This window comes from Micromonospora sp. NPDC049559 (assembly GCF_040676675.1).
GTDB lineage: Bacteria > Actinomycetota > Actinomycetes > Mycobacteriales > Micromonosporaceae > JBFAPK01.
Window position 1 is genome coordinate 33,063 of record NZ_JBFAPK010000012.1, and the last position, 21,886, is coordinate 54,948.

Consider the following 21,886-nt stretch of genomic DNA (forward strand, 5'->3'; position numbering starts at 1 on the left):
ATCCGGTGGTGCTCGGTCGCACCCGGTGCTCGACCGAACCGCCACCCATCGGGGCAGCGTGCCTCGATGTCGCGGCTTGGGAGGAGAAACACATGGCGACGTTCGTCCTCGTGCCCGGCGGTTGGCACGGCTCCTGGTCGTTCGAGGCGGTGGTTCCGCTGCTGGAGCGCGCGGGTCATGCCGTGCACGCCCTGACCCTGACCGGTCTGCGCCCGGACGACGACAGCGCGTCGGTCGCGTCCGCCAACCTCGACACACACGCCGACGACGTATTGCGGCTCCTCGATCGCGCCCAGCTCACCGACGCGACGCTGGTGGGCCACAGCTACGGCGGAATGGTGATCACCGCCGCGGCCGACCGCGCCGGCGGCCGGGTCTCGCGACTGGTGCATCTCGACGCGTACGTGCCGCGCGACGGCGAGTCGTGCTGGTCCTCGACGACCGAGCGGTACCGGCAGGTGTTCGCCGCCGGCGCCGCGGCCACCGGCTACGCCGTCCGCCCGCCGGACGGCGGAGACCCCCGCCGCCGTCCGCATCCCCTCGCCTCGTTCCTGCAGACGATCCGGCTCAGGGGCGCTCTCGCCCAGGTTCCCCGCCGCGAGTTCGTCTACTGCTCCGGGTGGGAGGACCGCACGCCGTTCGCCGGGCTCCGGGCCCGACTCGAAGCCGACCCCGACTGGCGGGTGCACGACCTCCCGACCGGCCACAACGCGATGCGCGAAGCTCCGGAGACCGTCGCCGCGCTGCTGCTCGACGAGCGCCGCGCGGAGGCGTCGGGGCAGTTGGCGTAGTCCGGCCCGCCGCAGCCTGTCAGCGGATGCCATGCCCTAAGCGTTCAGTCCGGACCCGCCTCCGACGACGATGTTCTCGCCGGTCAGGTAGGCCGCCGCGGGCGAGGCGAGGAAGGCGACCACCTCGGCGATCTCGTCGCTGGTGCCGAACCGGCCGTACGGGATGCGCGCGGCCATGGCGGTGCTCGCCGCGTCGACAGACATGCCGAGCTTGGACCAGATCGGCGTCGCGATCGCGCCCGGACTCACCGCGTTGACCCGAATCCGTCGTGGAGCCAGTTCGAGGGCCAGCGACGGTACGAGGGCCAGCAGGGCGCCTCTACTGGCAGCGGCGGCCGACCCCACCGGCATGCCGCGGGTGACGCCGATGCCGACGGTGAAGATGATGCTCGCCCCCTCGGTCAGCAGCGGAAGCGCCTTCTGCAGCGTGAAAAACTGTCCCTTGAAGTTCACGGCCAGCAGGTCGTCGACGGTCGCCTCGTCGTACGCGCCGATCGGCATGCCACGGACGATCCCCGCGTTGAGGAACAGCACATCCAGGGCCTCGAACCGGTCACGGACCTCGGCGATCACCCGGTCCGTGTCCGACAGCGAGCGGGCGTCGGCTCGCAGGACGACCACGTCGTCCGGCAACTGCGCCCGAGCCGCGCCGACCGACTCGGGCGTGGAGCCCGTGACGGCCACCCGATATCCGTCGCGGTGGAGTAGGGCGGCGGTGGCCTGGCCGATCCCGCTGGTGCCGCCCGTGATGAGCGCGGTACGTGAAGTCATGCGGCAACGCTAGGGAGCGCGGGGAGCGCGCGTCCAAGACCTGTTCTGCCTCCCGCGATACCGATCAGGCATCATTGGCCGATGGACGTCGACCTTCGCCTGATCCGATATTTCACGGTGGTGGCGGAGCACGGCAACTTCCACCGCGCGGCAGCTGCCCTGCGTACGGCCCAGCCGTCGCTGAGCCGCCAGATCCGCCGGCTGGAGAACGTTCTCGGAGTGCGGCTGTTCGAGCGGTCGCGCCAGGGCAGTCACCTCACCGCCGCGGGCGCGGCATTCCTGCCCGAGGCGTTGTCGCTGCTGCGGGCCGCCGAGCGGGCCGCGGAGCGGGCCCGATCCGCCGGTAGCTCCGACCCGCTGCTGATCGGCTACACCGGCAACCTCATCGTGACCCCCGTGGTCCGCGAACTGCGCCGCCGTGGTCGTACCGTGCGAACGACGTACCTTTCCCAACCGGGCGTAGCCACGGCCCTGGCCGACCACCGGATCGACGTGGCCGTCGCCCGGCTGCCGTTGTCCACCGACCGGCTCCGCGTCACCGTCCTGTACGAGCAGCCCAGGGTGCTCGTCATGCCGGTGTCGCACCGACTGGCCGGCAAGGAGTCGGTCGCCCTGGACGACTTCGCCGACGAGCCCCTGGTCCGGTACCCCGATCCCACCCTCGATGCGTTCTGGCGCGTCGACCCCCGCCCTGATGGCTCGCCCGCCCCGGACGGCCCCACGGCCGCAACCGTCGAGGACAAGCTCGAACTCGTCGCCGCCGGAGACGCGTTGACCATGGCGCCGCTGGCAGACGAGTACACGTCTTTGCGACGCGACCTGACATACGTCCCGGTACGCGACGTCGAACCGTGCCGCGTCGTCGTCGCCACCAGGGCGAACGAGAAGAGCCCGTTGGTCGAGCAGTTCGTCGCGGTCGCGGCCGCGCTCCTTGGCCGGGTGTGACGGCGACGAAGCCACATCGGCGGACGTTCCTGCGTCCCGCATCAGCGCCCTCGTCGCCGCCATCCCGATGCCGGCGCCGGCCTCGATCACCTGGAAGCTTGCCGTACTAGTCTTCGCCGCATGGCCTTGCGACCGGACGAGTTCTACGACCACGCAGTCGCCGCCGCGGACGGCGAGCGGCGGCTTCCGTTGGCACGCATGACGGAATGGGGGATCAGCCCGTTCGAGCTGGACGGACTGCGCGTAGCACCGTTGCGTCCGCCGGTGCTCCCCGAGCCCATGCGGCACGGCGAGGATCCGTCGGACTGCAACGCGTGCCGCGACCGGGACGAAGGGATCTGGTTCAACGACCGCTGGCGGCTGGTCCGGATTCCGCGAGTAGGTGTCCCGCTAGTACTCATGCTGTATCCGCGCGATCACTACGACATGGCGGATCTACCTGACGAACTGGCCGCCGAACTGGGCCTGTTGAGCACTCGTATCGTCCGCCACGTGCAGGCGCTGCCGCACATCTCGCGGGCCCACGTCTACCGCATCGGGGATGGCGGTGCCCACCTGCACGTCTGGTTCTTCGCTCGACCCGAAGGACAGGCCCAGCTGTACGGATCGTGGCTGGTCGTCTGGGACGACCTGCTACCGGAGTACCCGGCCGAGGTCGCCGCAGCTGACGCGGAAATCGTGGCAGACGCGCTGGTCTCGTCCCACGGAGGCCACCGGTCGCCTACCAGCGAACCGGCCGTCTGAGGGGCCACGATCCACGATCCGGATGCCAACGTCAGGTATCCGGATCTGCCGATGAGCGGATGTCGGCTGATGTTGACATGATCGAAGATGTGGTTCATGAGCCATCAGCACGACACCTTCCATAATCTGCCGTCGGCAACGCCGGCTGCGGTACGAAGGGCTCTCGATCACGCCGACATCAGCGCTGCTCTCGACGCCATGGTGGGGGTGCGCGTTGCACGGCGACGGCAAATGGAGTCAGGCGCAGGATCTTTACCTGGCGCTGCTCAACCACGATGATCGCCAAGTGCAGGCACTGCCGCCGCCTATCTGGGGCACCTGGCAAGGGTTTACGGTCAACTCGACGAAGACCGGGTAGTCGCCCGCTCCGCAAGGTGCGTATCCGGCCTCCCGTCAGGGGCAGTGCCGGCAACGCGCTGGACGATATCGAGGTCTTTCGCATCCGCGGCTCGAACGCTGGCGTGGACGCCTGTGGCGGCTTGCCGGCCCGTGGACTTGGTATTAGCACTGTCTGATCGAGGCTTCAGGAGGCGCGTTCCTAACGCGGGCCGATGCCGTGACGCATTCTCTCTCCTCGCGCGTTGACGGTGGCGTCGTCGTCTCGGCCGGTATGCCAGCGTGGCCGCCGCCGCCTAACGTCCGGATCTGCCCCAGAAATGCGCGATTCTCAACCGCAGCCGCTTACGCCGGGGCATCCAGGCGCGCTGTGGGTAGGAGCCGATGTGGGCCTTGGCCGTGACAAAGGCGGCCATTTTGGCGGCTATGCGGCGGCTGTAGTTGGTGTCTGGTCTATTCGCGTTCCCCATCGATCTCGCCTCTGGTCCACGAGGCGGATTTGGCACCGCCACGATCCTTGGCTCCGGTCGAGGTCCCGCGGCCTCAGGTGCCCGCGGCGCGGAACTCGGTAGGGGTCCGTTGGGTTCGCTGGCGGAAGAACTTCGCAAACGCCGTCGCATCGGGAAACCCCAGCTGTGCGCCGATCGAGGTCGCCGGCAGCGTGGTGTGCACCAGCAGCCGCTTGGCCTCCAGCAGCACTCGGTCGTCGATGAAACGTTTGGCGCCGCACCCGACGGCGGCCTGGGTCGCCCTGGTCAGAGTCCGCACGCTGTAGCCCAGCCGGGCCGCATAGTCTTCGACATGGTGGCTGCGGGTGAACTCCTGCTCGACGGCGGCCTGGAAACGCAGGAACGCGGTCGCGCCGGCACCCGGCCGCGTAAGCGGCTGACGCGGGTCGGCCAAGCGAAGCACGAGCGCCGCCACCAGATGCCGCAGCACCTGCTGACGCAGCGGCGTCGACTGCTCCAGCCACCGCTGATACTCGGCCTCCAGCACGGGCAGCATCAGCGCCAAGTTGTGCCGATCCCCGGGCTCGGGCTCCGCAGCCGGCGCCCAGGCGGCCCTGTCCGCGCTGGCTGCCTCCGCGGTCGCGCGATCGAGGAAACCGGCCACGAACAAGACCATCCGCCCCTCGGCTTGTCCCAGGTCGGAGGCGTACCGATGGACCTGGCCCGGCCGCGCCCACAACCAGTCACCGGGTCCCAACTCGTGGTCGGTGAAATCCAGCGAGCACCGCAACGTGCCCGAGCGTACTGCGATCAGCAGATGAAACTCGGGCCGCTTGGGCGAGTACGGATCGACGCCATGCCCGGCAGCCCGCGCGAGCAGCCGCGCGAAGTCGATCACCTCGATGCCCGGCGGCACCCCGACGTCCGCGCGATAGGGCAGCGTCCGTACCGCGCCGAGTCCGTTTCTGACCAACGTCTGTCCTTGAAAGGCAACCAGCAACAGGGAATTCGACCCTACGTTCGACACTGCCTGACCGAAAGGACCGAGGAGCGCAAAAGTGGGGTTGGTCGTCAGAATCACGAGCGCCATCGGTGCTGTCCTGGGAGTGCTCCACCAGCTGAACCCGGCAACATCGGCCGACCGGCCAAACTTCGGGCACCACTCGGCCCGGGACCACCCGCGGACGCTGTCGACCAGCACCGGGGCACCGCAGCTGCACCGGATTCCGGCCTCACCAGAGAGACGCCTTGCGACATGACTGAATCCCGCTCCATCGCATCCACCGACTCGCTCGTCCTCGGCGGCGGCGGACCGGTCGGCGTCGCCTGGACCGCCGCGCTGCTGAACGCACTGATCACCGACGGAATCCCGCTGACTCAGACCCGTCTGGTTCTGGGCACCTCCGCCGGGTCGGTCGCCGGAGCCTGGCTGCTCATGAAACCGGACGGCCTGCAGCAACTGCCCCACCGGATGCTCGCGCGCGCCCGCCACCACGCCAGTAACACCGCCGCAGGCTACGGCGACAAGGACCTCCTGCGTCGCGTCGCAGCTGCCTCCGGCCATGACCTCGGCACCATACGCAACATCGGTCAGGCCGCGATCGCCGCCATCGCACCGATCTCCACCGAACAAGCCGACGCCATGTGGCAGACGACCCTGCCCGACGGGCCGTGGCCCCGGCAACTGCGGGTGACCTCGGTCAACACCGCCACCGGCACCGCCACCGTGTGGACGCCGGCCGACGGTATCTCCCTGGCCACCGCCGTCGCCTGCTCCACCGCCGCGCCCGGCATCGCACCGCCGGTCGCCGTCGGCGACACGATCTGGATGGACGGCGGCGTACGCTCCGTAACCAACGCCGACCTGGTCAGCCAACTCGGCGCCACCGCCCCTGGCCGGGTCCTGGTCGTCGCCCCGCTGCCCAGTGACAACCTCACCCGCGAACGCGACACCCTCGTCAAACAGGGCTACCGCGTCGAAATCATCACCGCCGAACCCTTCTACCAGACCCCGGCCGACATGTTGAACCCCCAATACATCGACATCGCCGCGGCCGCCGGCGCGAAACAAGCCCGCGGCGCCCTCGAACACCTATCCACCTGGTGGAACGCCTGAACAGCATCCTCGAAGGTGATCAAGGTAGGCATGGCTGCCGCCATCCTGCTCGAGACCACCGTGATCCGGCCGCTGCTGTACCGGCCGTCATGCACATCATGGCCGGCCCAACAGGTGGCTTCCGCTCTGCCTGGAGCGCGTCCTGCCCGAACTGCACATCGAGGGCCACCCACAGGCTACCTCCCGACCACCGCCGCACCGGCCCCCGAGCCAGGCCTCCCCTGGCGCGCCTGAACCCCGCCCTGGTTCCACCTGCACCCGCGTCGCGGGCACCGCGACATAGGTGCGCCGTAGCGCAAACTACCGACCACCAACGCAATGATTCGGTTCACCCGCTCCCGTTGTCCGGCGAACTGTTGGCGTGAGCGATCCCGCCCAACACACCGACACCACGCAGCGACGCCGGGATCATCGGCGCTTTCGGTATTCATCCCTAGTAATGGCTACCAACGGCCGTATGGCGATGTGCCCGCTCGCTGCCACGCAACAGCCAACCTGGTCGAAAAACAGACCTCGGTGCCGACCCTGCCCGCATCTGCGGAACTCCAGCTACGCAGAGTTACCAATCAGCCTATCGATCAATTTGGAGAAACATAGCTATGTCCGCATCAATCCCCGTCCTCTTCATCCATGGCCTGTGGATTCACTCCAGCTCCTGGCAGAACTGGATGGACCTGTACGAGAAGGCCGGCTACCGCGCCCTCGCCCCCGGTTGGCCCGGCGACTCCGACACCGTGGCCGCCACTCGCCGGAATGCCGACGCGGTCGGCAACCGCGGAATCGATGACATCACGGCGAGCTACGTACGCGTGGTCGAGCAGCTCGGCGTCGCACCGATCGTCGTCGGCCACTCCTTCGGAGGACTCATCGCGCAGAAGCTTCTGGCGGACGGGCACGCCTCAGCCGCGGTCGCCATCGATCCGGGACAGATCAAGGGGGTCAAGCCACTCCCATTCGCGCAGATCCGATCCGGTCTGCCGGTGCTCTCGCGGCCAGGCAACAAGCACAAGGCCGTCTCGCTCACCCGGAAGCAGTTCCGGTACGGCTTCGGCAACGCCATCTCACAAGGCGAATCGGACGAGCTCTACGAGCTGTGGACCATCCCCGGCCCAGGCAAGCCGCTGTTCGAGGCCAGCGCCGCGAACTTCAGCAAGAACTCCCCGGCCGCGGTCGACACCGGGAACAGCAACCGCGGACCGCTGCTGATCATCGGCGGAGGCAAGGACCACATCGTCCCGGAAGTCGTCGCCAAGGCCGCGTACCGCCTTTATGCCGGCTCCAACGCCGTCACGGACTACCAGTCGTTCCCGGACCGAGGTCACTCCCTGGTCTTCGACCAAAGGTGGCGCGAAGTCGCCGACCACACGCTCGACTGGCTCCGGCGCCAGGGCCGCTGACCACTCACCTCTGCGTGCTGCCGCACCAATGCGGCACGTTCCAGTCAGATGAAAGGAAGATCATGGAGTCACTCCGGAAACCGCGCCGGCGAGGCGTACGCGCGGTGCTCCTCGGTGCGGCCCTGCTAGCCACGGCCGCGCTCGTCCCCGCCACGGCCGCGTCCGCGGTTACGACCATCGTCGGCAACTCGGCGGTCAAACCGACGATCGTGCTGGTCCACGGAGCATGGGCGGACGGCTCAAGCTGGGCCCGTGTCGTCAGCCGCCTCCAACACGACGGGTACACGGTCGACGTCCCACCCAACCCGTTGCGTGGATCCGCGAGCGACTCCAGCTATCTCGCGAGTTACCTGAGCACGATCTCCGGGCCGATCGTGCTTGTCGGACACTCCTACGGCGGATTCGTCATCACCAACGCGGCGACCGGCAACGCCAACGTCAAAGCGCTCGTCTACGTCGATGCGTTCATCCCCGCGCAGGGTGACACCCTCAACGCGCTGACCGGGCAGTTCCCGGGCAGTCAGATCACCCCGGATGCACTCAACTTCGTGCCGTCAGCCGGCGGCGTCGTCGACGCCTACGTCAATCCGGAGCAGTTCCGCAGCATCCTGGCCAACGATCTGTCACCAGCCCAGGCCGCGCAACTCGCCGCCACGCAGCGTCCCCTCGCGGCGTCCGCCCTCACCGAAACGTCCGGCAAGCCCGCATGGAGCAGCATCCGCTCCTGGGACGTTGTCGGAACCGTCGACCACGCCATACCCCCGGCCGCGCAAGAGTTCATGGCCGAAAGGGCCGGAGCGACCGTCACCAAAATCGACGCCTCACACCTTTCGATGATCTCCCACCCCGACAAGATTCGGGACGTGATCGAGGACGCGGCCCACCACACCGCCTGACGACCCGGATGAACATGTGGCCTCGTGGGACCCGACCTTCCGCGAGGCCACTCCCGACCGTGCTGGAAGCCGCCACAGACGTGCCAGCACCCGCCTCTCTTCTCGGACAGCCACAGGACCAGCAAATTCAGCTGTCGATCGGCTCTCGGTTCTGGCGTGCCACGGAAATTTGCCGCTCCAGTGCACTGATCTGCCGCGATCCGCCCACCACGCGACGATACGCAAGCTGACCGAGATGCCACACGCACATGTCAAGTAGCGGATGCCAAAATGTCATCGGGCGGCCCTGCTGGTTGCCGCCGCGTGCGGCGATGGATGGGTCGCGGCCGCGCCGAACGACGGCGGCGACCCGAGGAGCCGGGGCACGGGGCACGGCGCCGGAGGGGCCGAGCTGATGACATCGGCGTTCATCACCCGGACGAGGAACTGAGCACCGGCAAGCAAGCCGGATAGAGATCGGGGAGCCGTCCGGACGGACGGCTCCCCTCCTGTTCGGTCCTGGGCCAAGTGCGCGGGTGGCCGACCCCTTGACCGGCAGGTCAGGCCAGCGAGCCGGCCTTGACCCCGCCGACGAAGCTCTTCCACGCGCTGGGGGTGAAGGTGAGCGTCCCGCCCGCGCGATCCTTGGTGTCGCGGACCGCGACCACGTCAGCAAGGTTGTCCGCGACCTCGACGCACTGCCCCTGACTGTTGCTTCGGCTGCTTTTGCGCCACACGGCGCCGGTCAGGTCACTCATCGCCGATCTCCCTTATAGCCGCCGCGATCCTGCTGGCCGACTCTTCAACACTCCACGCCGCTTCGCGGAGCGCCTCCCAGACGGCATCGTACGCCGTCACTTCATCTGGTTTTTCGAGGTACAGAGCCCCGGTCAGAAGCTCGACGTAGACGGTCGTCGGCTCGGGCGGACGCATGCCGACCGAGGGGAAATCAAGCAGGGTAAAGCCGCTGCCGGTGTCGGTCCCACGGTGTGGGCCGATGCTCAGTGGCAGAACCCTGACGGAGATGTTGTACGCCCGGCGGGTATCGATCAAGTGGTTAAGCTGCTCCCGCCAGGCATCAGCGTCGCCGATTGGGCGCAGGAGAACCGACTCATCAAGCATGACCTCCAGCATCGGCGGTGCGGGCTTCGTCCGCGTGAGAATGTCTTGCCGCTGCATCCGTAGCGCCACCGCGTCACGGACCGCCCGCTCCGTTAGCCCTGGCCGGTTCTGGATGATGGCGCGGGCGTAGTCAGCAGTCTGAAGAAGCCCGGGGATCAGGGTGGTGTCGTAGGTCCGGATTGCCGACGCCGCGGACTCCATGCCCACGTACAGCTCGAACCAGCTCGGGATGACCTCCCCGTAGGAGTGCCACCAGCCTTTGGCCTTGGTCTCCTTGGCCAGGCCCACCATCGCTTCGCGTTTGTCGTCTGCGACGCCGTAGATCCGGCACATCTGATCTACATCGAGGCTGCGGACCGAGGTTGCCCCCTGTTCGATTCGGTACATCTTGTGGCGAGACCACTCGAACTGCTCGGCCGCGTGGTCGACGCCCCACCCTGCCTGCTCTCGCGCCTCCCGCAGCATCCGGCCGAGCTGGCGCCGGGGCACCGACGACCCGACTTCACGCATGCTGACCTCCATGCCTCACGTACAGCCACGACACAGTGCACTCTGCGACACCTTTCCAGCATCGATGAGACAGCGTCAATATTCTTCCGCGTTTCGCGTCCTGCGATGTTGCAAGTGACCCTCCGAACAGGAAGCGTGACAGCCAGGCACGGCGTCGGGCCTGGCTCGCCGGCAGGAGAGATCGAGGTGCCAACGCTGTCTCTCCGGTCCCCCGTGGTCGTGGGATCAGCCGGCCGTCGGAGGCCCGGCGTCGTGCCCCTCAGATCCAGGAGGTGACATGAAGATCAGTTCGCTGTCGTTCTTCCTACGGCACGGCGGAGAGGTAGAGGTGCGAGCCGGTCACGCGCCGGCGCGGACAGGCAGCCCGTCCGCCGGGGAACCGATCGCGGGAGGGCCGGTCGGGAAGGTCACGGTCGTCTTCCTCGCGCCGAAGACTCCGGTCGGCGCCGGGCATCACGGCCGACGCGGCGGGCGGGCGGCCGGTCCGAGGGCCAGGCCGAATCACGCCCCCTGCTTCGACCGGGGCCGGCGCTGATGGCGGACGACGAGCCGGCGCACGAGAGCGACCCACGGCGCGCCAACCAGGAAGCGCCAACGCCGGTCCGCGACCGGCAGGCGAGGTGCGAGTGCGCCTACCGAGGCTGCCCCCACGAGCGACCCGCCCCGCAACAACCCGCCTGGAAAGAGGAGGCGGTGTGATGCCCGGAGGAACCGACGAGCCGGTTGACAGCGCGGCGCTGCTCGCCGACGCCGGGCGCGTGGTCAACGATCACCAGGACGGCGGCAGGTGCCCGGATTGCACCCGCGTTGGCTGCAGGCGCCTCAACGCGGCGCGGTTCACGGTGGCGGACCACCACGAGCGGCGGAAGTCGACCGTCGGATCGAGCAGCGAATTCCAGGACAGGTACGTACCCGGAGGCCGGGAGATCCCCGCGAAGCAGGCCACCGCCGCGTATCGAGAGTGGCAGGCAAAGCAGTAAGAAGCTTGGCCTTCAAAAATCGGTGCTCACGCCCATTCAATCTGGGCTGATCACATAAATAGCCCGGCCGGCTATTCCCAGAAACCGTTCAATGAGAAAGAGAGGTGGACTGTGTCCAAGCTGATGGAGGCGCCCGTGGGTGAGTTCGTCAAGACGGCGAGGTCGAACGACCAGGGCATGTGTGTCCAGGTGGCGCGGACAGCCGACGGCGGGGTCACGCTCCGGGACTCCAAGAACCCGACCGGTCCGGTGCTGACGTTCACCGGCCCCGAGTGGGATGCCCACGTCAACGGCGTCAAGGACGGCGAATTCGACCTGAACTGAGGCCGATTGAGACCCCCACCCGAAGCTCCCACGGGTGGGGGTCTCTCTCTCGTACGGCTTCGGCTCACTCAGTCGTGCGGGTAGGTCAACTCGCCGGCCCGGATCTCGCCCGGCACCCGGTTCTCGGGCGGCGCCAGCGGGCAGGCCCACCGGTCGTCGTACGCGCAGCTCGGGTTGTAGGCGTAGTTGAAGTCGAGCCGGACCCGGTCGCCCGGCAGCAGCGTCAGCCCCCGCCCGAAGGTCCCCTTGACGGTATCGGTCAGGTACCGGCCGCCGCCGTAGGTCTCCCGGCCCGCCGTACCGTCGCGGAAGGGCAGGAAGAGACCACCGCCGTACGCCTCGATCCACCACAGGGTCAGCGGGCCCCAACCGGTCCGGGCCACGCCGACCCGGCGGTAGCGCACCACCCCGTCCGGACCGCCGGTGTCGATCGACTCGGTACCGTCGGCCGGTTCCAGCTCGACCTCGACGACGGCGGCCGGATCCGGCGGAAAGTAGGGCAACCCGGCGAAGTCGGCCCGCCGCTCCGGCGGGATCGGCGACTGCGGGTGTTCGGCGAAGAGTCGGTCGCGGGCGGCCCGGAAGCCGGCGAGGTCGACGTCGGAGAGGTAGAGGGCGGCCACGCGCTGCCGCCAGTCCGCCAGGTCGAGGTCCTCCATGCCACCGACGCTAGCCAACCCCGGACCGGCCCGCCGGTCTTGGTGATCTTCCCGACCCCACCCATCCCGTCGATCATGGAGTTATGGTCGGCGTCTTGCCGGATTTAGCCTGACTTATCCTCGCCACAACTCCATGATCGACGGGGCGACGGGGCGACGGGGCGACGGGGCGACGGGGCGGCGGGGCGGCGGGGCGCGGGCCGGGGTCACTCGTCCGTGGCGAGTCGGGCGTGCAGGTGTTCGTCGTACCGCCGGCCGTCGCCGTACCGGTACGACTCGCGCAGCGTCCCCTCCAGCGCGTACCCGGACCGCTCGGCCACCCGGCAGGAGGCGAGGTTCGGTACGGCGTGACAGAGTTCGATCCGGTGCAGCCCGAGCCGCTGGAACGCCCAGCCGGTGACCGTCGAGACCGCCCGCGACGCCACCCCGCGGCCCCGGGCGTGGAGCACCGTCCAGTAGCCGATCGACGCGGCACCGTCGTGGATGCGGTGCAGCGAGACCGAGCCGAGCAGCGCCCCGCTGGCCGGGTCGGTCACCGCGAACGAGGCGTGGTCGCCGCCCGACCAGTCGCCCCGCCGCTCGACCCACGCGCGCGCCCCGGCCAGGTCGCCGGTTCCCGGGGCGGGATTCCACTGGGCCGTGAGCGGCTCGCGCAGCGCCCGTAACACGTCCCGCGCGTCGGCGTACCGCCACGGCCGCAGGTGCAGGCCGGGTACGGAGATTTCGACGGGCTCCACGCTGGTGGAGTCTGGCACCCCATGGCACCCGCCGTGGCCGTTTCCGCTGGCACCCGCGGTTCGCCGGCACGCGATGGTGCGCGGGTCCCGCCGGCACGCCACCTTGACCGCGCATGCCACGGCCGGTGGTGACGTAGGCCACCACCGGCCGGGACGGAGCCCTGGACGCGGCTCCTGGAGGGGCGCGCTACGCGGAGACCGCGAAGATCCCGACCACACCCAACACCACCATGACGAGTACGGCGACGAGCGCGCCGCGTTCGCTCTCGACCGCGTGGACCACGGTGCTCGGCTGCATTTCCGTGCTCTCGGGGGGCATCCCCTGACCTCCTCGGCATCGCATTACCCGGCAGCGGCGGCGGGGCGGCACGGACGCAAGGCGCCCGTGGACCGGCGTGTGGCGCGTCGGTCGGACCGATCACGCCGGCTCGTGTCGGCGGACGGATGCCGGCGTGCCCCACCGTGAGGACGTCGCCGTCCTCGCGGGCCGCGCATGGTGACGCAGAAAGCTCGCCCGCGCACCGGTTTCCGCAACCCGGTCTAGGATTTGCCGGTCTGGCGGGATGGAAACCCGGCTGCCCGCATTTATTCGGTGTAGCCTCGCGCCGCCTCGGCGGCCCGGACTCCCGCCAGCCACAGCGGCCCCACCGGTCCCCGCGTCCGCACCGGCCCGCGTGATCCACACAGTTGCCGAGAAAGAGGCCCTTCGCGGACGCGCCGAGGCCACTCTTTCCCTGTATTTGCGCGGTAACCGCCGCGGAAACCCCGCCGCGGAAACCCCTGCGCGGAAATCCCGACGCGGGGGCGCTAGGGCGAGCGGCGCCAGTGATGCGGTACGTGGATCGGCCGGTCGGGTTCGCCGGCCGACGGCAGGTCGGCGAACCACTCGTCGATCCGGGGCTCGCCCTCGCGGATCCAACGGTCGCGCAGCGCGACGGCGGCGTCGGCGTACCGCTCGGCCTCGGCGCCGGCGCCGTGCACCGCGCCGTCGGCGAGCAGCCCCGCCCCGCCGGCGCCGGCCGGGTCGAGCAGCAGGCAGCCGCCCGCACCCCGCACGCCGGCGACCGCGCCGAAGGTCACCCGCCGGTCCCAGACGCCGGCCGCGAACCAGAGGTCGTAGTAGCGGTACGCCTCCAGCGGCGGCTCCCAGCACCCAGGCCGGCTCACCGTCGGCTCCGCCAGCACCCGGTCGGCCACCGGCTCGGGATGCGCCCACGGGTAACGGGCCGAGAGCGGGCCGGCGGCCCGCATGAAACCGGCCGGCAGGACGCCCCGGCCGGTGACCGTACCGTCGGCCCGCCGGCGTACCCGCAGCACCGGGTGGGTGCCGGCGTGCCCGACCGGGGCGAGGACGAACCCGTCCGGCGCGAGCTGCGCCAGCCAGTACGGGGAGACGCCGGCCACCCCGACCGTCGCCACCACCCGGTCGTACGACGCACCGTCCGGGTCCCCGAGGTAGCCGTCGCCGAGCCGGACCCGGACGGCGTCGCCGGTACCGGCCCGGGCCAGCGCGGCGGCGGCCCGCTCGACCACGTCCGGCTGCACGTCCACGCTGGTGACCCGCGCCCCGAGCACGGCCATCAGCGCGGCGTTGTAGCCGGTGCCCGCGCCGATCTCCAGCACCCGCATGCCGGGCTCCAGCTCCAGCGACTCGATCATCGCCGCCATCAGCGAGGGCTGGCTCGACGAGCTGACCGCGGCCCCGTCGACGACCTTGGTGACGAGCACGTCGTTGCGGTAGACCGCCGCCGGGAAGTCCGGATGTTCCGGGGTGACGAGCACCCCGTCGCGGCCGTAGAAGCCGTCGGCGACGAAGAGTTCGCGGGGCACCCGGCCGAACGCGGCCGCCACGTCGTCGCGGCGCAGGGCGCCCTCGCGGCGCAGCGCCTCCACGTACTCGCGGCGCAGCTCGCTCATGGCTCCACCGTATGCCGGTGGCCGGCGGCGGGTCCGCCCGCCGAGACCGGTGAGGCGCCAGCGGATCGGGCCGCGCCCGCCGGTGGCGCCGGTCAAGGCAGGACCGACTCGCCGCCCGGGTAGGCGAACGACGACCGGGGCGAGTAGAAACCCCAGACGATCCGCAGGGGGTTGGCCGGCCGCAGCGCGTACGCCGGGTGGTCGGGCACGAGGAACTCCAGCGACTCGATCTCGAACGGGTCGACCGGCTCGGCCACGAACGGGTAGATCCCGCTGATCCGCCGCCCGTCCAGCTCGGTCAGGTAGCGCAGCTGGCCCCGGTTGACCGCGTCGCCCGTACGGCCGACCCGGGCCGTGGTCCGGATCAGCGGTACGCCGTCGGCCTCGGTCGTGGCGACCAGGGTGTGCCCGCGTACCTCGATGGTGGTGCGGCCCGGGGTGGCCGGCACGCCGCGCGCCACCGCGTAGTCGCGCACGGCCGGGCTGGAGTTCAGGTAGTGGCTCCACCACCGCCCCGGCGTCACCCCGTCGGGCGCGTCGAGCCCGGCCAGGTCCGGCCCGAGGTAGGTGAGCGAGTACGCGCCGAAGCCGGAGGTCTGCGCCGGGTCGTCCACGACGTACTGGTTCATGAAGACCTGCCGGTCGGGCGCGGGCGCCAGCCCGTCGGGCACCAGGGCCGCGACGGCGTCCGGGTCGGCCGGCAGCCAGCCGAAGTAGATCATCCGGCTGTTGACGACGAGCTGCGGGCCGACGAGTTCGGTCACCTGGCACCTCCAGCTGGAGCACGGCGTGACCGAGACGCTACGGCGGGCCCTATGGGGAAACAACGACGGATAGTTGACAGTGCCCGCCGTTCCGGCCGAGGAGCGACACCGTGCCCGGGTGGCGAGCCACCCGGGCACGGCCGGGGGGGGGGGGGGGCCGGCCCCCCCCCCCGCGGGGGGGGGGGGGGGGGGCCCCCCCCCCCCCCCCCGGGCGGGGGGCCCCACGACCGGGTCACTTCCCGACCAACGGCCTCAGGTTGAACGACCCCTTCACGTCCTCGATCGTGTTGACGGTGAAGTGCGTGAACTCGTAGCCGCCGGTGACGACCCGCGCCCGCTCGAACGCGACCCGGGCGTGGTCCAGGTTCTGCATCGCCGGCCCCATCGCCGGATCGGCCCGGGACGCGGTACCGGTTATCGCCTGGGTGGTCTTCACCAGCTGCTTCGACTCCTGTAGCGCGTTCTGGTACTTCGAGGCCACCCCGAAGGTCGCGAAGCCGAGCACGTTGAACCCGAAGCTGGCGAAGTTCTGCCCGGACGGGTCCTTGGCGAGCTTCACCCCGGCGGCAGCCGTGTCGTAGGCCGAGAAGGCCAGCGCCGCGTAACCGGCTATCGCGCAGATGGTGCAGGTGAAGAGGGCGACCACGCCGACCACGATCTTCGCGACCGTGTAGATCTGCTGCTTGTGCGCCCAGGCCCACTTGGCCGCCATCTTGTACGCCTTCGCCTGCGCGACCGCCTGTTTCGCCACGGCCTTCGCGGCCTTCTTGACCACGTGTTTGAAGGTTCTGATGTCCTTCTTGACCCGCTGGGCCACCTTGTGGACGACCTTGCGGATGCTCTTCGGCACGTGCTTGCGGTACATCTGCTTGGCCTTCTTCAGCGCGGCCTTCGCCGCCGCCTGGGCCTTCTTGATCAGCCAGGCGCGCCACGCCGCCTGCTGCGCCTTCCACCGCAGCCAGGCCCGGTACGCGGCCTGGGCCTTCTTCCACAGGCTGCTGCCGAACCACTTGCCGTCCGGGTCGGAGTACGTCTCCGGACTGTTGTTGGCGTAGGCGTAGCCGTGCAGCTGCTGCGGATCCTCCTGGTCCACCACCGGGTCGAGGCTGATGAACCGCCCGTTGACCGGGTCGTACTCCCGCGCGCCGAGATGGGTGAGCCCGGTCGACGGGTCGTACGTGCCGCCGACGAAGGCCCGGTCCCCGGTCCAGGACTGCGGTTGCGGTCCCCGGGCCGAGCCGAACGGGTCGAACCGCCGCTGGGTGACCGCCATCGTGGTGGCGTCCACGCTCATCTCGTCGGTGTTGTGGTGGTCGCTGAGCAGGAAGCTCAGCCCGGTGGCGGTCCGGACCGCGACCGCGTCCTCGGCGTGCTGGTAGTACCGCAGGCCGCTGACCTTGCCGCCGGAGACGGTGAGTTCCTCGTTGCCCAGGTAGAGGGTGGTGCCGCTCGGGTCGCGCCGGATGAGCCGGTTCCCGCTGGCGTCGTAGACGTAGCTGGTGACCTTGGTGCCCTCGGTCACCTTCGCGAGGTGTCCTTCGACGTCCCAGTCGAGGGCCTGCGTCGACCCGTTCACCGTCCGCCTGGTGGTGTTGCCGGCCACGTCGTACGCGAAGGTGTCGGTGCGAGCGCCGGACGGGCCGGCGATGGCGACCGAGCTGAGCGTGTGCGGCTGGGAGCCGCCCGCCGCCGGGTTGGTGGAGGTGCGGGTGGTGTCACCCGCGGCGGAGTGCTGCACCTCCTTGGTGCGGTTGCCCACCTTGTCGTAGGTGTAGGAGGTCCAGTACGGGGCGGGGCCGTCGAGGCCGCCCACCGACGGCGCCGTGCGGCAGTCGCCGCTGCCCGGGGTCCAGGCCTCGACGAGCCGGCGCAGGTAGTCGTAGTCGAAGCACTGGTTGTCCGCCTTCTGTCCCGGCGGGGCCTCGACGATGCTCGTGATGTTGCCGGCCTTGTCGTAGTCGTAGCGCGTGTCTCCGATGCGCTGCGGCGTAGCGTCGCGTTCCGTGACGGTCTGCTTGAGCCGGCGCGTGCCCTCCTCGTAGACGTAGGTGCGTACGACGCTCTTGGCGCCGGTCGAGTAGACGCTTCGCGTCATCTCGGCCAGCTTGTCGTAGACCGTCTCCGTCACGTAGCTGCCCAGGTTGGAGTAGGTCGTGGTGGGCATGCCGAGGTCGTCGTACTCGTGCCGGACCGTCTCCGCGGGCAGGCCGCCGAGCGCCGGGAAGCCCTCCTTGGCCAGCGTGCCGTCGAGGTTGTAGCCGGTGGTGAGTTCGATCGGCGTGCTGCCGAAGCCCTCCTCCGCCGGAATGGTGAACCGGGTCCCGGTCGGCCGGTCGGCCTCGTCGTAGCCGGTCACCGCGACCGTGTACGCCTTGCCGTCCACGTAGCGGGTGCTCGACGTGACCAGCCCCGGTACGAGGGTGTCGTAGACGTAGCCGGTCAGCTGCGTGCCGCCCTCGTAGCTGGAGACCAGCCGGTCGAGGTTGTCGTAGTTGTAGGTGATGGTCCGGCCCCGGCTGTCCCGCTTGCTGGTGATCCGGTCCTCGTCGTCGTAGGTGTAGGTGGTCGTGCCGGCGTCCGGCTCCTCCGTCGAGACGAGCCGGCCACGCAGGTCGTAGTTGTTCCGCCGGACGTTGCCGGCCGGATCGGTGACCGTGGCGATCTCGTCCTCGGCGGTGTAGGTGTACCTCGTCGAGTCGTACGCGCCGGTGGGGCTGTCGCCCTGGTACTGCCTCAGCTCGGTGGTCTGCCCGCCGGCGTCGACGATCGTGGTCGTCGGGGTCTCCCCGTCCGGCGGGTCCACGGTCACGGCGTTGCCCTGGTAGCTGGTGCTGGTGCGCCACTTCTCCACGCCGTTGACCAGGAAGATCTCCTCCCGTACCCGGCCGGCGCCGTCGTAGACGTACCGGGTCTGCCCGGGCACCTGCGCGTCCGGCACCAGGAACAGGTCCGGGCTGGCCGGCTGGTCGTTCGGGTAGGGGTCGTTCTTGCGGACGACGTTGCCCCGGGAGTCGTAGAACTGGTCGGTGACGACCCGACCGCCGCCCGGGGCGGGGTGCTGCGCCTGGCGCGGCCGCTGGAGCCCGTCGTAGATCTCGTAGCTCTCGTTGTAGCCGCTGCCGCTGTCACGCAACTGCCGGGTCGTGATCGTGGTCATGCCGTCGACGCCGACCCGGTAGCCGTACTCCTCGCTGGGCGTCTGGCTGTTTTTGTCCCGACCCGGCAGCCAGACCTTGGTGAGCCGGCCGAGGCCGTCGTACTGGAAGTCGGTGCGCTTGCCGCTCCGGCTGACCTCGGCGGTCTCCTGGCCCAGCCCGGGGTCCAGTTCCCGGATGGTGGTGAAGCCCTTCGGGTCGGTCGAGACGGTCTTCGTGACCGGTCCGCCGCTGGCCGGCGTGTACGCCGTGGTGCTCTTGTTGCCGAGCGAGTCGTACTCCTCGGTCACCCGCCCGTACTGGTCGTAGACCTTCCGCTCGGTGGTGGTGTACGTCGAGCCGGCACTGAGCGTCTCGGTCTTGGTCGGCAGCCCCTTGGTCGGGGCCACCCCGAACGCCTGGCCGTCGTAGGAGGTGAGCTCGTCGGAGATCACCTGCTCGGCGGCCGCGGCGCCGGTGATGCTGACGCTGCCGGCCGAGCAGGGCACCGCGTCGGTCTTGACCCGGCTCGGCACGGCGAGCATGCCGATGCTGTCGTTGCGCAGGTACGTGTTGCGGGTGCACTTCTCGTCGCCGCTCACCGCGACGTCGCCCGCGTCGTCCACCACCTCGGGCAGGCCGTCCGCGTTGAACGTGGTGGTCGCCTCGGTGCGGCGCACTCCGCCGGCGGCCAGCGGCACCCGGGTCCGCACCTTAGTGATGTTGACCCGGTACGCGCTGGTCGTGCCCCAGCTCGCGGTGCGGGTCGCGGTCGGCCCGTACGTCCACGGGTCGTTGATCTTCCCCGAGATCTCCGTACCGCCGGGTCCGTCCCGTTCGATCTCCTCGCGGGTGAAGCCCTGCAACTGGGAGTCGTCGGGCAGCGCCCGGCCCTCGCTGTCGACCACCGTGGCGGTACGGGTGCCCCCGTTCGCGAGCCTGTCGCCGTTCATGCCCCGGTAGTACCGGTACTCCGTCTCCTTCTGCTGCTCGGTCGAAGCACCGTCGCGGACCAGCACCGTTCCGTAGCCGCGCCACTGCGACCAGGTCTTCTCCGCCGGCTTGACCAGGCCGGAGTCGTCGGCGAAGTGCCAACCGGGATCACCCCGGTACAGATAGCTGGTCACGTCGTCGGTCGAGCCCTCGATCCGGTCGTCCTGCACGACCTGGTCCACCACGTACTTGTTGAACCAGTCCTGGGTCGCCGCGGTGTTGCCGTCCGGCGTCCAGAAGGTCGGGTAGCAGCGGGTCGTGTTCGCGTCCGGCGCCGGGAACGACCCGACCGCGCAGTCCTGGTCCGAGTAGTCCACCGAGGTCACCCCGCCGGACTCGGAGGTGATGGCCAGGACCCGGTTCTTGACCATCGGTGGGATGTTCTCCTGGCCGTCCACCCGGTTCGGCAACTGCTTGCGGGTGAAGGTCACCTCGGGCAGGCTCAGCTCGCTGCCGCTCACCGCCTTGCCCTTGTGCGTGATGCCGTCGAGCCAGAGCGACGGGGTGGACGCGTCGTTGTCCATGAACTCCGTACGCAGCACCCAGCTGTCCACCGGCCGCGCCGCGCCGTTCCAGACGTACGTGTCCACCGACGCCAGCCGCTTGCGCGACCAGAAGGACGGGCTGGCCGCGTAGCAGGTGGCCCCCTGCTTGCAGTTCGAGTCGACCGGCACGTCCGGCCAGTACTGCCCGTTCGCGCTGGTGAACTGCGCGTCGGAGCAGGTGATGGTGCCGGTGGGCTCGCACCGCTCCGACACGACGAACTTCACGAACATCGGGGCCTGCGCCCCGGGCGCGCTGTCCCGCAGGCCGTAGCGGGCCTCGGTCAGGTAGCCGCCCCGGGTGTACGCCGTCGAGGTCTTCGTGTTCCGCGCGTAGTAGTTGGTCTCCTTGGCGTACAGGTACGCCAGCGCGTTGCCGCGCGGGTCCACCACGTAGTCGAGGTTCCACCGCCAGGCCATGGTGCACATCGCGCTGTCGAAGTTCGCGTTGTAGCAGGGCTCACCCGGGTTGTTGCTGTAGACCGGGACGTCCCAGGCCGAGTTGGTCACCGGGCCGCCGTTGGGGAGCTGGTTGCGTCCGAAGTAGTACTGCGTCCCGTCGGCGGTGGTGACCTTCCAGTACTCGCCGTTCTTGACCCCGTTGCTGGCCCCGGTCAGGTGCTCGATCTTCGAGCCGTCGTCGTTCTTCGGCCGGTACTTGCCCGTGCCGTCCGGGATCAGCTCGGTCGCCGAGCCGTTCAGCGACATGGTCGCGTTGTCGTACGCGTAGCAGAAGTCGCCGCGCTTGATCGTGCCGGTACCGGGCGAGCCGTCGTCCTTGCAGGAGACGTAGGACCGCTCGATGTAGCCCGACCACAGGTCGAAGCCCTCACCGACCCAGGACGGCTGGTTGTTCGTCGACGCGGTCCGGCCGTCGACGCCCTGCGAGTTGTACGAGAGCGAGAGCTTCGGCTCCGGGCCGTTGAGCCCCGGCGGCACGTCCATCTCGTACGACCAGGAGAAGGCGCCGGTCTGCGGGCTGACCTGCCACGTCGCCGACTGCGACAGCGAGGTGGCCGAGTAGTCGCCGCCCGGACCGCTCTCCCCGGCCAGTAGGGCGTACGTGGTCGGCGCGGCCGAGGCGCCCAGGTCGGCGGTGACCCGCCGGGTCTTGACGTCGTTGCGCGTGGCGATCGGGGCGCCCGGCCGGCACTGCGGCAACTCGGGCGTGCTGAGCGCGCACTCCGGCAGCGGCACGAACCGCAGCCGGGTGGCCCAGTCGGCGCCGAACGCGCCCGCGAACGGGCCGTAGTCCATCGAGACGCTGGCCGGCCCGCTCCCCCGCTGGGCGGCGAGCCGTACGGCCAGACCGTGCAGCCCGGTCCGCTCCAGGGCCGCGTGGTCGAGCAGGTCCACGCGTACCCGCATCGGCCCGGCGGCGGTGGCCGCCTTTTCGGCCGGCGCGGCTCCGCCCGCCTTTCCCGCCGGCGCGGCGGCCGGGGCGAGCCAGACCGGCAGGGTGCCGGCCCGCACGGGCGCGGCGGCCCGGGCGGTGTCGGCCGTGGCCGTCGTGCCCACGGTCGCGGCGGCCGGCAGCTCCACCGTCGCCGAACCGGCCGCCGGCCAGGTCGGTTTGGCCAGCGCCTTCACCGGCGCGGCCGGCGGGTCGTCCTTCGGCAGCGGCGCGAGCTTGGCCTTCGCGCCCGGTACGGAGCGGTCCTTCGGTACGGCGGCCCAGGACGGCTTCGCCGCCTCGGCTCGTTGCGGTGCCGCCGCCAGCGACACCACGAGCGACAGCGCGAGCGTCGGCACGCCCCATCGTCGACATCGGATCTTCATC

Annotated in this window: 18 protein-coding genes; 8 read left to right on the forward strand and 10 right to left on the reverse strand. The window is 70.0% G+C overall.

Annotated elements, in window-relative coordinates; translation table 11 throughout:
• Positions 1-92 precede the first annotated feature (92 nt).
• On the forward strand, positions 93-791 hold the full coding sequence (locus tag AB0J86_RS15695; protein ID WP_363857512.1) for an alpha/beta fold hydrolase: 699 nt from the start codon (positions 93-95) through the stop codon (positions 789-791).
• Between the two features lie 36 nt (positions 792-827).
• Here AB0J86_RS15695 and AB0J86_RS15700 read toward each other — a convergent pair whose 3' ends face one another.
• Positions 828-1,562: an SDR family oxidoreductase gene (locus AB0J86_RS15700; RefSeq protein WP_363857514.1), complete on the reverse strand. Its 735-nt coding sequence runs from the start codon at positions 1,560-1,562 to the stop codon at positions 828-830.
• An 81-nt stretch (positions 1,563-1,643) separates the two neighbouring features.
• Here AB0J86_RS15700 and AB0J86_RS15705 point away from each other — a divergent pair, with 81 nt between their 5' ends.
• Both AB0J86_RS15705 and AB0J86_RS15710 read left to right on the forward strand, forming a co-directional pair.
• Positions 1,644-2,507, forward strand: a complete 864-nt coding sequence (locus tag AB0J86_RS15705; RefSeq protein WP_363857516.1) for a LysR family transcriptional regulator — start codon at positions 1,644-1,646, stop codon at positions 2,505-2,507.
• A 120-nt stretch (positions 2,508-2,627) separates the two neighbouring features.
• Positions 2,628-3,251 (forward strand): hypothetical protein, encoded by a 624-nt coding sequence (locus AB0J86_RS15710; protein WP_363857518.1) that lies wholly within the window; start codon positions 2,628-2,630, stop codon positions 3,249-3,251.
• A gap of 879 nt (positions 3,252-4,130) precedes the next feature.
• Here AB0J86_RS15710 and AB0J86_RS15715 read toward each other — a convergent pair.
• Positions 4,131-5,126 (reverse strand): AraC family transcriptional regulator, encoded by a 996-nt coding sequence (locus tag AB0J86_RS15715; protein ID WP_363857520.1) that lies wholly within the window; start codon positions 5,124-5,126, stop codon positions 4,131-4,133.
• Positions 5,127-5,291: 165 nt separating this feature from the next.
• Here AB0J86_RS15715 and AB0J86_RS15720 point away from each other — a divergent pair, with 165 nt between their 5' ends.
• The 3 genes from AB0J86_RS15720 to AB0J86_RS15730 all read left to right on the forward strand — a co-directional run bounded on the left by AB0J86_RS15720 (position 5,292) and on the right by AB0J86_RS15730 (position 8,445).
• Positions 5,292-6,152: a patatin-like phospholipase family protein gene (locus AB0J86_RS15720; protein ID WP_363857522.1), complete on the forward strand. Its 861-nt coding sequence runs from the start codon at positions 5,292-5,294 to the stop codon at positions 6,150-6,152.
• Between the two features lie 599 nt (positions 6,153-6,751).
• Complete coding sequence (locus AB0J86_RS15725; protein WP_363857524.1) at positions 6,752-7,549, forward strand: alpha/beta hydrolase; 798 nt, start codon at positions 6,752-6,754, stop codon at positions 7,547-7,549.
• A 62-nt stretch (positions 7,550-7,611) separates the two neighbouring features.
• Positions 7,612-8,445 (forward strand): alpha/beta hydrolase, encoded by an 834-nt coding sequence (locus tag AB0J86_RS15730; protein WP_363857526.1) that lies wholly within the window; start codon positions 7,612-7,614, stop codon positions 8,443-8,445.
• Between the two features lie 539 nt (positions 8,446-8,984).
• Here the strand turns inward: AB0J86_RS15730 and AB0J86_RS15735 are convergent.
• Together AB0J86_RS15735 and AB0J86_RS15740 are read right to left on the reverse strand one after the other, a co-directional pair.
• Positions 8,985-9,182, reverse strand: a complete 198-nt coding sequence (locus AB0J86_RS15735; RefSeq protein WP_363857528.1) for a DUF397 domain-containing protein — start codon at positions 9,180-9,182, stop codon at positions 8,985-8,987.
• Positions 9,175-10,056, reverse strand: a complete 882-nt coding sequence (locus AB0J86_RS15740; protein WP_363857530.1) for a helix-turn-helix transcriptional regulator — start codon at positions 10,054-10,056, stop codon at positions 9,175-9,177. Before AB0J86_RS15740 ends, AB0J86_RS15735 begins: the two co-directional genes overlap by 8 nt.
• Positions 10,057-10,754: 698 nt before the next feature.
• Between AB0J86_RS15740 and AB0J86_RS15745 the strand changes: the two genes are divergently transcribed.
• Complete coding sequence (locus tag AB0J86_RS15745; protein WP_363857532.1) at positions 10,755-11,036, forward strand: hypothetical protein; 282 nt, start codon at positions 10,755-10,757, stop codon at positions 11,034-11,036.
• A gap of 123 nt (positions 11,037-11,159) precedes the next feature.
• Positions 11,160-11,360: a DUF397 domain-containing protein gene (locus AB0J86_RS15750; RefSeq protein ID WP_363857731.1), complete on the forward strand. Its 201-nt coding sequence runs from the start codon at positions 11,160-11,162 to the stop codon at positions 11,358-11,360.
• 68 nt (positions 11,361-11,428) lie between these two features.
• Here AB0J86_RS15750 and AB0J86_RS15755 read toward each other — a convergent pair whose 3' ends face one another.
• The 6 genes from AB0J86_RS15755 to AB0J86_RS15780 form a co-directional block, all read right to left on the reverse strand.
• On the reverse strand, positions 11,429-12,019 hold the full coding sequence (locus AB0J86_RS15755; protein ID WP_363857534.1) for a DUF1684 domain-containing protein: 591 nt from the start codon (positions 12,017-12,019) through the stop codon (positions 11,429-11,431).
• Between the two features lie 206 nt (positions 12,020-12,225).
• Positions 12,226-12,756: a GNAT family protein gene (locus tag AB0J86_RS15760; RefSeq protein WP_363857536.1), complete on the reverse strand. Its 531-nt coding sequence runs from the start codon at positions 12,754-12,756 to the stop codon at positions 12,226-12,228.
• Positions 12,757-12,943: 187 nt separating this feature from the next.
• Positions 12,944-13,075, reverse strand: coding sequence for a hypothetical protein (locus AB0J86_RS15765; RefSeq protein ID WP_363857538.1), 132 nt, complete (start codon positions 13,073-13,075; stop codon positions 12,944-12,946).
• A gap of 488 nt (positions 13,076-13,563) precedes the next feature.
• A complete protein-coding gene (locus tag AB0J86_RS15770) occupies positions 13,564-14,673 on the reverse strand; it encodes a methyltransferase (protein ID WP_363857540.1) in 1,110 nt (369 codons plus the stop codon).
• 92 nt (positions 14,674-14,765) lie between these two features.
• On the reverse strand, positions 14,766-15,437 hold the full coding sequence (locus AB0J86_RS15775) for a hypothetical protein (protein WP_363857541.1): 672 nt from the start codon (positions 15,435-15,437) through the stop codon (positions 14,766-14,768).
• A 232-nt stretch (positions 15,438-15,669) separates the two neighbouring features.
• Entirely contained in the window at positions 15,670-21,885 is a 6,216-nt protein-coding gene (locus tag AB0J86_RS15780) for an RHS repeat-associated core domain-containing protein (RefSeq protein ID WP_363857543.1), read from the reverse strand.
• Position 21,886: the final 1 nt, after the last annotated feature.